Below are 13177 nucleotides of genomic sequence, written 5' to 3' on the forward strand. Positions count from 1 at the left end.
GCTGAATGATTGATACTGCAATGGCAAGACTTAATGAAGGGACAATCGTCATTTACGCATTAAGTGTACTCTTTTATTTTATAGATTTTCTTCAACACAACCGGAAGGCTGGGAAAATGGCCTTCTGGTTGCTTTCTATTGTCTGGACTCTGCAAACCGTGTATTTAGCCTACTTTATGTGGGTGACGGGGCGGTTTCCGGTATTAAATGTGACGGAGGCGCTTTATTTTTATGCTTGGGTGCTTGTCACACTGTCACTTGTACTGACAAAGCTGCTGCGTGTTGATTTTATTGTGTTTTTTACAAATGTAATAGGGTTTGCTATGATCGCCATTCATACATTTTCACCGACGGAGCAGCAGTCAGCGGCTTTTTCGGGTCAGCTCGTATCGGAGCTGTTAGTGATTCATATTACAATGGCGATTCTTTCTTACGGTGCTTTTTCCCTTTCTTTTGTATTTTCTGTGCTCTATTTGTTTCAATATCATCTGTTAAAAAAGAAAAAATGGGGAAAGTGGCTGTTGAGAATAGAAGATTTGTCTAAGCTTGATTATATGGCGTATGTTCTGAATGTCATCGGAGTTCCGATGCTTTTGCTGAGTTTGATTCTTGGCGTCATTTGGGCGTATGTGTCTCTAGAAACGCTGTATTGGTTCGACGCCAAAGTGCTTGGTTCGTTTGTCGTCCTGCTTCTCTACAGCTATTATCTCTATATCAGGCTGATTAAAGAGCTTCAGGGGAAGGTCGCCGCACTGTGGAATACGGCTTGTTTTCTCGTGCTGATGATCAATTATTTCCTGCTCGGAAGCCTGTCTCAATTCCATTGGTTCAGTTAAATAATGTGCCCAAGCAGATTCGGGAGGAAAGAAAAAATGAGAACGATAAAAGTAGGTTCCAGACGGAGCAAACTCGCTATGACCCAAACAAAATGGGTGATTCGCAAACTGAAGGAAATCAATCCTTCTTTTGCTTTTGACATAAAAGAAATCGTCACAAAGGGTGACCGGATCGTTGATGTTACCCTGTCAAAAGTGGGAGGGAAAGGGCTGTTTGTCAAAGAAATCGAACAAGCGCTTTTAAACGAAGACATTGATATGGCTGTTCACAGCATGAAGGATATGCCTGCCGTTTTGCCTGAAGGCCTTGTGATCGGCTGTATTCCTGAACGGGAAGATCCTCGTGACGCTCTTATATCAAAGAATCGTGTAAAGCTTTCTGAATTGAAGGAAGGTGCTGTAATCGGCACAAGCAGTTTAAGAAGAAGCGCGCAGCTTTTGATTGAGCGCCCTGACATTACAATTAAATGGATTAGAGGTAATATAGATACGAGACTTCAAAAGCTGGAAAACGAAGATTATGACGCAATTATTTTAGCTGCGGCAGGGCTTTCCAGAATGGGCTGGAAGCAGGATGTCGTAACTGAATTTCTTGAGCCTGAGCGCTGTCTTCCGGCTGTTGGCCAAGGCGCTCTTGCAATTGAGTGCCGCGAATCCGATCGAGAGCTTTTAACGTTATTTTCTCAGTTTACGGATGAGTACACAAAACGGACTGTACTGGCAGAACGTGCCTACTTAAACGCGATGGAGGGCGGCTGTCAGGTGCCGATCGCCGGCTACTCGGTGATAAATGGCCAGGATGAAATTGAACTGACAGGGCTTGTGGCTTCGCCTGATGGAAAAATCATTTTCAAAGAAACCGTCACCGGAAACGATCCGGAGGAAGTCGGTAAGCGCTGTGCGGCTCTCATGACTGATAAAGGCGCTAAAGATTTAATCGATCGCGTAAAACGGGAGCTTGATGAGAATGGTAAATGATTTTCCTTTGAAAGGAAAAACAGTGCTTGTCACCCGAAATAAGACGCAGGCAAAATCGTTTCGGCAGAAAGTGGAGCAGCTTGGCGGAAAAGCGGTATTGGCCTCATTGATCACGTTTCGTAGAGCTCTGCCGAATGATCTGGCGGAACAGGTGCGACTAGATCTAACCATACCCGGCTGGCTTGTGTTTACGAGTGTAAATGGAGCGGATTTCTTTTTTTCTTATCTGAAAGAAAATCAGCTTATTGTTCCCGGTCATAAAAAAATTGCGGCTGTTGGTGAAAAAACCGCACGCCGTTTAGAATCGTACAACGTATCGGTTGATGTAATGCCTCATGACTATATTGCAGAACAATTGGCGGACGCTCTTAAGCAGCATGCCGAACCGTCAGAACGAATTTCAGTCATAAAAGGCAATTTATCTCGCGATGTGATAAAAACAGAGCTTGCGCCTCTTGGCTTTGAGGTGAAGGAATGGGTCGTATATGAAACTGTTCCTGATGAAGATGGCATCGAGGAATTAAAAAATGCCGCGAATCAGTATTCATTTGATTATATGACATTTACAAGCTCATCAACCGTACATACATTTATGCATGTTCTGGGAGAAGGAATAAAAAAATGGCCGGCGCACCAGACGGCCTGCATCAGCATCGGACCGCTAACGAGGGACGCTCTGCTGTCGTACGGAATCACGTCGTATATGCCTGATACATTTACAATTGACGGCATGCTTGATTTAATGTGCCGCATGTCTAGAAAGGAAGATAGAATATGAGTCAATCATTTAACAGACACCGCCGTTTGCGGTCATCAAAAGCAATGAGAGAGATGGTGAAAGAAACTCGTCTGCATCCATCTGATTTTATTTATCCGATCTTTGTCGTTGAAGGTTTAGAAGGAAAAAAAGCTGTTCCTTCAATGCCTGATGTTTATCATGTATCTTTAGATCTATTAAAGGATGAAGTGGCTGAGCTGGTCAGTCTCGGAATTCAATCCGTCATTGTTTTCGGCATACCTGAAGAAAAAGATGATTGCGGAACGCAAGCTTACCATGACCACGGGATTGTGCAAGAAGCAATTGCCGAAATTAAAAAGCACTTCCCTGAGATGGTTGTCGTTGCTGATACATGCCTATGTGAATATACAGATCACGGACATTGCGGTCTCGTCAAAGACGGACAGATCCTGAATGATGAATCCTTGGAGCTATTGGCACAGACAGCTGTCAGCCAAGCAAAAGCCGGAGCGGATATCATTGCGCCTTCTAACATGATGGACGGATTTGTGACGGTTATCAGAGAAGCGTTAGATAAAGAAGGCTTCATCAATATTCCGATCATGTCTTACGCCGTGAAATATTCAAGTGAGTTTTACGGTCCGTTCCGTGATGCAGCAAACAGCACGCCTCAATTTGGCGACCGCAAAACGTATCAAATGGACCCTGCCAACCGTCTGGAAGCACTCCGTGAAGCCCAATCAGATGTTGAAGAAGGCGCGGACTTCCTGATTGTGAAACCTTCACTTTCTTATATGGATATCATGCGGGATGTAAAAAATGAGTTTACATTGCCGCTTGTGGCTTATAATGTAAGCGGAGAGTATTCTATGGTGAAGGCTGCAGCTCAGAACGGCTGGATCAAGGAAAAAGAGATTGTCTTAGAAATTTTGACAAGCATGAAGCGTGCGGGTGCCGACCTGATTATTACGTATCATGCAAAAGACGCAGCAAAATGGCTTGCGGAGTAATTTTATTCAGTTGACAGGAGTTGAGGCAGATGAGAAGCTATGAAAAATCAAAAGCGGCTTTTAAAGAAGCGCAAAAACTCATGCCGGGCGGTGTAAACAGCCCCGTTCGCGCCTTTAAATCGGTAGACATGGACCCGATTTTTATGGAGCGCGGAAAAGGCTCTAAAATCTATGATATTGATGGAAATGAGTATATTGATTACGTCTTGTCATGGGGGCCTTTAATTTTAGGACACACAAATGACCGCGTTGTAGAGAGCCTCAAAAAAGTGGCTGAATACGGGACAAGCTTCGGGGCTCCGACTGAGGTGGAAAATGAATTGGCGAAGCTCGTCATTGACCGAGTGCCGTCAGTAGAAATTGTACGGATGGTCAGCTCAGGAACCGAGGCGACCATGAGCGCGCTTCGTTTGGCAAGAGGATATACAGGCCGCAATAAGATTTTAAAATTTGAGGGCTGCTACCATGGACACGGAGATTCTCTGCTGATTAAAGCGGGTTCAGGAGTGGCAACACTCGGTCTGCCTGACAGCCCGGGCGTACCTGAAGGAATAGCGAAAAACACCATCACCGTTCCGTACAATGATTTAGAAAGTGTAAAGCTTGCATTCCAACAGTTCGGTGAAGATATTGCAGGCGTCATCGTAGAACCGGTTGCCGGAAACATGGGAGTAGTTCCGCCGCAAGAAGGCTTCCTGCAAGGATTGCGTGATATTACTGAACAGTACGGCACGCTGCTGATTTTTGATGAAGTCATGACTGGCTTCCGGGTCGATTACAAATGCGCTCAAGGCTATTTCGGCGTAACGCCTGATCTGACTTGCTTAGGAAAAGTAATCGGGGGCGGACTGCCTGTCGGCGCTTATGGCGGTAAAGCCGAAATTATGGAGCGGATTGCTCCGAGCGGTCCGATTTATCAGGCAGGTACGCTGTCAGGCAACCCGCTTGCGATGACGGCTGGACTCGAAACATTAATGCAGCTCACGCCTGAATCATACAAGACCTTTATGAAAAAAGGTGACAGGCTGGAAGAAGGCATATCAAAAGCGGCAGAGGCGCACGGTATTCCGCATACCTTTAACCGCGCAGGTTCAATGATCGGTTTCTTCTTTACAAATGAACCTGTCATCAATTATGAAACAGCCAAAGCATCGGATTTGAAGCTGTTTGCCAAGTATTATAAAGGAATGGCAAACGAAGGTGTGTTCCTTCCGCCGTCTCAATTTGAAGGGCTTTTCCTCTCGACGGCTCATACTGATGAAGATATTGAAAAAACAATTCAGGCAGCTGAGAACGTATTCGCTGAGATCAGCCGCGGATAAGTACGATAAAAACCGGTATCAAGGACATCCTTGTACCGGTTTTTCTATGCTTCCCCATTCATATTTTCTCCATTTCATACATACACCTTTAGTGACATCTAATTTTAAGGATTAGATGAAAGGAGGATATGAACTTGCCGCAAAATCATCGATTGCAATTTTCTGTAGAAGAATCGATCTGTTTCCAAAAAGGACAGGAAGTTTCTGAACTGCTTTCCATTTCATTAGATCCTGATATTAGGGTTCAGGAAGTAAATGATTACGTTTCAATCAGAGGATCGCTTGAACTTACAGGTGAGTACAACATAGATCAGAGCAAAAATACTGAAGAGTTTTATACCGATAAGCGGTTTGTCGAAGAGGTCAGAACGAGAGAGGATGGAACTGCGGAACTGACTCATTGTTTCCCTGTCGATATTACCATCCCGAAAAATAAAGTCAGTCATTTACATGAAGTTTTTGTGTTTATTGATGCATTTGACTATCAACTAACAGACTCGCGCATCCTGACGATCCAGGCTGATTTAGCAATAGAAGGCCTTCTTGATGACACAGCAGACAGAGAGCAAGACATTCCTCTCTATGAAGCTCCTGATGAAGGTTTTTCTGAGCCGCCAGAGCTATTTGCTTTAGAAGCAGAGGACAGCGAAGAAGAAGCGCCAGCCGAGCCGCCGGAGCTTCTAGTCTCGGAAGCAGGGCTTCGTGAAGAGCAGGAAAATGAAGAGGAAGAAGCTGAGCGGTCAGAGCCATTGGCTTTGAAATCAGAGGACAGCGAAGGTATAAAGGCGGAAGAAGCGCCAGCTGAGCCGCCAGAGCTTGTTGTCTCGGAAGCGAGGCTTCGTGAAGAGCAGGAAAATGAAGAGGAAGAAGCTGAGCGGTCAGAGCCATTGGCTTTAAAAGCAGAGGACAGCGAAGATATAAAGGCGGAAGAAGCGCCAGCTGAGCCGCCGGAGCTTGTTGTCTCGGAAGCGGGGCTTCGTGAAGAGCAGGAAAATGAAGAGGAAGAAGCTGAGCGGTCAGAGCCATTGACTTTAAAAGCAGAGGACAGCGAAGGTATAAAGGCGGAAGAAGCGCCAGCTGAGCCGCCGGAGCTTGTTGTCTCGGAAGCGGGGTTTCGTGAAGAGCAAGCAGATGAAGAGGAAGAAGCTGAGCGGTCAGAGCCATTGGCTTTAAAAGCAGAGGACAGCGAAGATATAAAAGCGGAAGAAGAAGCGTCAGCTGAGCCGCCGGAGCTTGTTGTCTCGGAAGCGGGGCTTCGTGAAGAGCAGGAAAATGAAGAGGAAGAAGCTGAGCGATCAGAGCCATTGGCTTTAAAAGCAGAGGGCAGCGGCGGTATAAAAGCAGAAGAAGCGCCAGCCGAGCCGCCAGAGCTTGTTGTCTCGGAAGCGAGGCTTCGTGAAGAACAGGAAAATGAAAAGAAAGAAGCTGAGCGATCAGAATCAGCTGCTTTAAAAGCAGAGGGCAGCAAAGATATAAATGCAGAAGAAGCGAAGCCGCCGGAGCTCATTCTTTCAGAGGCAGGGCTTCGTGAGGAAGCGGAAACAGTAGAAGCAGATTCCCCAAAGGCTGCTTCAGGAATAGAGATCCGCGAAAAAGCAGAGACGGAAGAAGAGCAGGCTGAACTGTCAGAACCGCTTGTTTCAGCGGCGGAAATATCACCTGCTGTAGAAGCTGAGCTTCAGCAAGAGGCTGAGCGTGGTGAAGAAAAAACAGAAAAACCAGATTCTTCTATTCTTGAGCATGCTCTGCGTCAAGAATCCCAAAAAACAGAATCGGAGCTATCGGATCACATAGAGCCTGCACCTCGACAGGATGCAGAACAACTGAAGGAAGTCCAGGAAACTATACATGAAGACGTTGTTTCTTTAGAAGGAAGCAGAGAGCAGGAAGAAGCGCCAGCTGCACTTTTAAAGGAAGAAGCAGCAGCTCCAACCCTGCATTTTAATCAAAAGATAAGTGCTGAAGGGGAATCTCAGGAAGAAGAACTTACGCCGGCCTACCGTACCTTCCTGCCGGAACAAGATTCAGAAGAGCATTCCTTTTATTCAGCGCCTAAGCTGCTGGAGGAAGAAGAGCAGAAGAAAGAAAGCTTTGAAATTGAAGTGAGAAAAACACCTACACCTGAAGAACCTGAGGAAGAGGCGTCTTTTCATTCTTACCAGCTGCCAGACACTTCCGAACCTGAAAGGAAGGAAACAGATGCTATTGCTGGGGCTGTTCCTGCTGCTCAAACAAAGGGAACTGAAACAAAGGAAAATCATAATTCTCTTTATTTAACAAAACTCTTTACAAGAGAAGAAGATGAGTTTTCTAGAATGAAAATCTGTATTGTTCAGCAGGAAGATACCATTGAACGTTTATGCGAACGGTACGACATTACCTCCCAGCAGCTGATCAGGATGAATTCTTTGGCGCTGGATGATGAATTGAAAGCAGGGCAGATTCTTTATATCCCTCAATACAACAGCAGCCATGCGTAAGCCGTAAGCGATCGGAAAATGTGGTGAATGGAATGGAAGATGTCCAATCGGTTCTTCAGGAATACGGACTGACGGCTCAATTTATTGAGCCAGTCAGTTCTCGTGTGTGGAAAGTGTATTCAGATTATGGGGTATTTGCGCTGAAAAAAATGAAGTCGGTTCGCGGCAAACATTTTACAGATCAAATGGTGGCAATTGAGGAAAAAGGCTTTCATTCCTTTGTTCCCATTTACAGAACAAATGGGGGAGAGTTTTTCTCCGGGGGCGTACAAACTGGAGACTCCTATTACTTAATGCCTTGGCTCCAATTTGACCAAGAGGAAGAGCGGGATCAGAAACATGCCTATCTATTTAGAGAAACAGCCCGCCTTCACGAGAGAACTGCGCAGGAAATCAAGGTCAGGCGTGAAGACATTGAACGCCACTATGAACAAACGAGAAAAAAGTGGGAAAATGAAAAGGTCATTTATGAACAGTTTGTAGACAGAGCTGAGAAAGAATGGTACCTTTCCCCCTTTGAATTGCAGGCTGTAACCTATTATTCAGAAACCATTTCCGCCGTAAACTTTGCGCTTGAGCGGATTAAGGACTGGTATGAAGCGGCAAAAGAAAAAGGCTCCTCAAGGGTTGTCATTACCCACGGCAGCCTGTCTATTCACCATTTTCTGTATAATGATGCAGGGACCGGATACTTTACGAATTTTGAGAGAGCGTCTGTGGGGCCGCCGCATAACGACTTGCTCGGCTTTTACACACGAATGTTCAGCGGTTTTCCAAAAGCTTGTCCGGAGTGTGTCGATTGGTTTTATGCATATACGAAAGCATTTCCTCTGCATGAGGCTGAAATCAGTCTTTTTCTCAGTTACATGGCTTATCCGGCAACGGTGTACAAAGTGCTGAACCGCTATCAGACCGGGAAAAGACGGCGTGAAAAAGATGAATGTACACACTTATTAAAGGCATACTGGCAAATGAAAAATATTGAGCCGTTTGTGATGAAAATCCATCAAATTGAACAAGAGAAAAAATTTCAGGCGGAAAACGAGTCCACGTCTTAATTGGCGCGGACTTGTTTGTTTATATCCATTCCAAATGAAGCGCACAGGCTAACAGAATCAATATTGCGAGCAGCAAGACATCAAAGGTTGTCGGAAAGAAAATGGTTCTGATACCTTGGAAAATCGTAATCGGGATAATCACTTGCGCGGATACAAGCCGAATTTGCCTGACCCACGGCGGCAGGGAATAAGAGCTGAAACGTTTCTTCACGGTGCATCCTCCTCAACGCATTTACAAGCATCATATGTATACTTGGTCAATAGGTGCCTGCCCATCTTGTATAGGACGCAGTATTTTTGGAAAAGATGATTGACGAATCAAAAACACTTTTACTATAATAAAGAACATAAATAAAGTATATAATGAGCTGATAGATACACCTGCTTAGAACGGGAAGAGTACAAGAAAGACGCATGCAGAGAGAGAAGCCGCTTGCTGAAAGGCTTCTTATGTTGTCTGATTGGAAGGTCGCCCGGGAGCATAATTTCTTGAAAGAAGAGTAGAGAAATTCGGGAAACCCCCGTTATCCGTTGAAGCGCATGAACTGACAAAGTTCATGAAAAAAGGTGGTACCGCGAAAGAGCTTTTTCGTCCTTTTCCCAAGGATGAAGGGCTCTTTTTTCGTTCTCAGCCATTTTAAACATGCTGGAGGGTTATGATGGAAACGAATGAACAAACAATGCCGACGAAATACGATCCGGCTGCGGTTGAAAAAGACCGATATGATTTTTGGCTAAAAGGTAAGTTTTTTGAAGCAGGCAGCGATCAGACAAAAGAGCCGTACTCTGTCGTTATTCCACCGCCAAACGTAACAGGGAGGCTTCACCTTGGTCACGCTTGGGATACCACGCTGCAAGACATTGTAACAAGAATGAAACGCATGCAGGGTTATGATGTACTGTGGCTTCCGGGGATGGACCACGCCGGTATCGCGACACAGGCTAAAGTTGAAGCGAAACTTCGTGAAGAAGGCACAAGCCGATACGATTTAGGCCGTGAGAAATTCCTTGAAGAAACGTGGAAGTGGAAGGAAGAGTATGCTGACTTCATCCGCAGCCAGTGGGCGAAATTAGGGCTTGGCCTTGATTATTCCCGTGAGCGCTTCACGCTTGATGAAGGCTTAAACAGAGCGGTTCGCGAAGTATTCGTCAAACTTTATAAAAAAGGCTTGATCTACAGAGGCGAATACATCATAAATTGGGACCCGGCAACAAAAACAGCTTTATCAGACATTGAGGTCATTTACAAGGATGTTCAAGGCGCGTTTTATCACATGAGCTATCCGCTTGCTGACGGATCAGGTTCAATTGAAATCGCGACGACACGCCCAGAAACGATGCTTGGTGATTCGGCCGTTGCGGTTCATCCTGAAGATGAGCGCTACAAGCACCTTATCGGAAAAACGGTTATTCTGCCTATTACAAATCGTGAAATACCGATTGTCGGCGATGACTATGTTGATATGGAATTTGGTTCAGGTGCGGTGAAAATTACGCCTGCCCATGATCCGAACGACTTCGAGCTTGGCAACCGCCATAACTTAGAGCGCATTCTTGTCATGAATGAAGACGGCACGATGAATGAAAATGCGTTGCAATATCAAGGCATGGATCGCTTTGAATGCCGCAAAAAGCTCGTTAAAGATTTACAAGAGGCAGGCGTTCTCTTCAAAATCGAGGACCATCTGCACTCTGTCGGACATAGTGAACGGAGCGGAGCGGTTGTTGAACCATATCTTTCTACCCAATGGTTTGTGCGTATGCAGCCGCTTGCTGATGCAGCAATTGAATTGCAGGAGAAAGAAGAAAAAGTCAACTTTGTTCCTGACCGCTTCGAAAAAACGTATTTGCATTGGATGGAAAATATCCGCGACTGGTGTATTTCCCGTCAATTATGGTGGGGCCACCGCATTCCTGCCTGGTATCATAAAGAAACAGGCGAGTTATATGTCGGTCTTGAAGCGCCGGAGGACAGCGAAAATTGGGAGCAGGATACAGACGTGCTGGATACATGGTTCAGTTCTGCGCTCTGGCCTTTCTCCACTATGGGCTGGCCTGATTTGACAGCTGAAGACTTTAAACGCTATTATCCGACTGACGTTCTCGTTACAGGCTACGACATCATTTTCTTCTGGGTGTCACGCATGATTTTCCAAGGGATTGAATTTACTGGCGAACGTCCGTTTAAAGATGTTTTAATCCATGGCTTAATCCGTGATGAGCAAGGCAGAAAAATGAGTAAATCTCTTGGCAACGGTGTCGATCCGATGGAAGTGATTGACAAGTACGGAGCCGATTCCCTTCGCTATTTCCTGGCGACTGGAAGCTCTCCTGGCCAAGATCTTCGCTTCAGCTATGAAAAAGTGGAATCGACTTGGAATTTTGCCAATAAAATTTGGAACGCTTCTCGTTTCGCATTAATGAACATGGATGGCATGACATATGATGAGCTTGATCTTTCAGGTGAGAAATCAGTAGCTGACAAGTGGATTTTAACGCGTTTAAACGAAACGATCGAAAGTGTGACACAGCTAGCTGATAAATATGAATTTGGTGAAGTCGGCCGCCATTTATATAACTTTATTTGGGACGATTTCTGTGATTGGTATATTGAAATGGCGAAGCTTCCTCTATACGGAGAAGACGAAGCGGCTAAGAAAACAACCCGTTCCATTCTTGCTTATGTTCTGGATCAAACGATGCGCCTGCTCCATCCGTTTATGCCATTCTTAACGGAGGAAATTTGGCAGCACCTGCCTCACCAAGGAGAATCCATTACTGTAAGCACATGGCCTGCTGTTGTGCCTGAGCATACAGACACTGAAGCTGCTGCTGACATGAAGCTTCTCGTTGAACTGATCCGTTCTGTGCGTAATATCCGCAGCGAAGTAAACACACCGATGAGCAAGCAAGTTGAATTGTACATTAAAGCGAGCACGGACGAGGTCGCAGCCCGTCTCGAAGCAAACCGTTCTTATGTGGAACGCTTTACAAATCCGAGCGCGCTGAAAATCGGTACAGATATCGAAGCTGTTGATAAAGCAATGACGGCAGTTGTCACAGGAGCAGAGGTCATACTTCCGCTTGAAGGTTTAATTAATATCGATGAAGAAATCGCCCGTCTGCAAAAAGAATTCGATAAGCTGACGAAAGAAGTCGAGCGTGTCCAAAAGAAACTTGGAAACGAAGGATTTATAAAAAAAGCGCCTGCGCACGTAATTGATGAAGAACGTGAGAAAGAGAAAGATTATGTGGCAAAGCGTGACGCTGTTCAAAAACGAATGGCTGAGCTGAAGGGCTAATGAAAAGCCGAGGCGGTTTCTTGAGAAACCGCCTTGTCTTATAAAAGAGGGGATTATCATTGTTTACTGCATATGAAGAAGCGCGCAGCTGGATTCACAGCCGTCTAAAATTCGGAGTGAAGCCCGGTCTTGATCGAATGAAGCAGCTGATGGCGCGATTGGACCATCCTGAAAAGAAAATCCGCGCGCTCCACGTGGCGGGAACAAACGGCAAAGGATCAACTGTCGCTTTTATCCGTTCTATGCTGCAAGAAGCGGGATACACTGTCGGTACGTTTACATCGCCTTATATCATCACATTTAATGAGCGCATCAGCGTAAACGGCACACCTATTACAGATGAGGAGTGGCTCACACTCGTTAATCAGGTGAAACCGATCGTTGAAGAGCTTGATCAAACTGAACACGGTCAGCCGACAGAATTTGAAATTATGACGGCTTGTGCATTTTTATATTTTGCTGCGTATCATCAGGTCGATTTTGTTATTTTTGAAACAGGTCTGGGCGGAAGGTACGATTCTACTAATGTTGTCGAGCCGCTTTTAACCGTCATCACAAGTATCGGACACGACCATATGAACATTTTAGGAAACACCATTGAAGAAATCGCAGGCGAAAAAGCCGGGATTATAAAAGAAGGCATTCCGATCGTGACAGCCGTTACCCAGCCGGAAGCCTTACAGGTAATCCGGCATGAAGCTGAGCGAAAATCTGCTCCTTTTCAGTCATTGCATGATACAAGCAGGATTTATAATGAAAAGGCTCTCCCTGCAGGAGAACAGTTTTCTTTAAAAACCGGAGAAACGTGTTATGAAGATATTCGAACATCTCTCATCGGTACGCATCAAAGACAAAATGCGGCATTGTCCATTTTGGCTGCCGAGTGGCTTAACAGGGAAAACATTGCTGAAATGAGTGATTCTGCGTTAAGAAGCGGGCTCGTAAAGGCTGCTTGGCCGGGCAGATTAGAGTTGGTTCAGGAACATCCGCCGGTATATTTAGACGGCGCCCATAATGAAGAAGGGATCGATAAGCTGACTGAAACGATGAAGCAGCGTTTCCCAGATTCCGATATTTGTGTGGTGTTCAGTGCGTTAAAGGATAAGCCGTATCATGACATGATTAAGAAACTGGAAACGATCGCGCACTCGATTCATTTTGCTTCTTTTGATTTTCCGCGTGCTTCTCTTGCGAAAGATCTGTATGATGCTAGTGAAATCAGCAGCAAAAGCTGGAATGAAGATCCGGAGCATGTGATCAAATTAATAGAAAGCAAAAAAGGCTCAAATGATATCGTGCTCATTACGGGATCACTTTATTTTATTTCTGACATTCGAAAAAGAATGCTGTAATGACTTTGGCCCGGCAGAATCAATAATGATATTCTGCCGGGATTTTTTCTGTCAAAATCTAAAATTGCTTATTATAGATCAATATGCTTGCTGTGCTACA

Annotated in this window: 9 protein-coding genes, 1 pseudogene and 1 other annotated feature; of the genes and pseudogenes, 9 read left to right on the forward strand and 1 reads right to left on the reverse strand. The window is 45.2% G+C overall.

The genetic code is table 11. From position 1 onward, the window contains the following. Positions 1 to 5 precede the first annotated feature (5 nt). The 7 genes and pseudogenes from DIC78_RS17520 (at position 6) to cotN (ending at position 8423) form a co-directional block, all read left to right on the forward strand. Positions 6 to 836 carry a cytochrome c biogenesis protein gene (locus DIC78_RS17520; RefSeq protein ID WP_010335178.1) on the forward strand — a complete coding sequence of 277 codons (831 nt, stop codon included), beginning with the start codon at positions 6 to 8 and terminating at the stop codon, positions 834 to 836. A 36-nt stretch (positions 837 to 872) separates the two neighbouring features. Continuing rightward, positions 873 to 1814 carry a hydroxymethylbilane synthase gene (hemC, locus tag DIC78_RS17525; protein WP_127696685.1) on the forward strand — a complete coding sequence of 314 codons (942 nt, stop codon included), beginning with the start codon at positions 873 to 875 and terminating at the stop codon, positions 1812 to 1814. Then, complete coding sequence (gene hemD / locus DIC78_RS17530; protein ID WP_127696686.1) at positions 1804 to 2592, forward strand: uroporphyrinogen-III synthase; 789 nt, start codon at positions 1804 to 1806, stop codon at positions 2590 to 2592. Before hemC ends, hemD begins: the two co-directional genes overlap by 11 nt. Continuing rightward, complete coding sequence (hemB, locus tag DIC78_RS17535; RefSeq protein ID WP_024122369.1) at positions 2589 to 3563, forward strand: porphobilinogen synthase; 975 nt, start codon at positions 2589 to 2591, stop codon at positions 3561 to 3563. The genes hemD and hemB overlap by 4 nt, the downstream gene beginning before the upstream one ends. A gap of 29 nt (positions 3564 to 3592) precedes the next feature. Further along, complete coding sequence (gene hemL, locus DIC78_RS17540) at positions 3593 to 4885, forward strand: glutamate-1-semialdehyde 2,1-aminomutase (RefSeq protein ID WP_127696687.1); 1293 nt, start codon at positions 3593 to 3595, stop codon at positions 4883 to 4885. Positions 4886 to 5019: 134 nt separating this feature from the next. Continuing rightward, positions 5020 to 5727 (forward strand): annotated as a pseudogene (locus DIC78_RS22195) (stage VI sporulation protein D); the annotation flags it as partial. A 1670-nt stretch (positions 5728 to 7397) separates the two neighbouring features. After that, a complete protein-coding gene (gene cotN, locus DIC78_RS17550) occupies positions 7398 to 8423 on the forward strand; it encodes a spore coat protein CotN (protein ID WP_095714285.1) in 1026 nt (341 codons plus the stop codon). 19 nt (positions 8424 to 8442) lie between these two features. Here cotN and DIC78_RS17555 read toward each other — a convergent pair whose 3' ends face one another. Further along, positions 8443 to 8634: a hypothetical protein gene (locus tag DIC78_RS17555; protein ID WP_024122364.1), complete on the reverse strand. Its 192-nt coding sequence runs from the start codon at positions 8632 to 8634 to the stop codon at positions 8443 to 8445. A 166-nt stretch (positions 8635 to 8800) separates the two neighbouring features. Further along, positions 8801 to 9023 (forward strand) — a binding site (T-box leader). Positions 9024 to 9082: 59 nt separating this feature from the next. Between DIC78_RS17555 and valS the strand changes: the two genes are divergently transcribed. Next, positions 9083 to 11725 (forward strand): valine--tRNA ligase, encoded by a 2643-nt coding sequence (gene valS, locus DIC78_RS17560; protein ID WP_127696689.1) that lies wholly within the window; start codon positions 9083 to 9085, stop codon positions 11723 to 11725. Between the two features lie 59 nt (positions 11726 to 11784). Further along, a complete protein-coding gene (locus DIC78_RS17565) occupies positions 11785 to 13077 on the forward strand; it encodes a bifunctional folylpolyglutamate synthase/dihydrofolate synthase (RefSeq protein WP_127696690.1) in 1293 nt (430 codons plus the stop codon). Positions 13078 to 13177: the final 100 nt, after the last annotated feature.

This window comes from Bacillus halotolerans, from assembly GCF_004006435.1.
In the GTDB taxonomy this organism is placed as follows: Bacteria; Bacillota; Bacilli; order Bacillales; family Bacillaceae; genus Bacillus; species Bacillus halotolerans.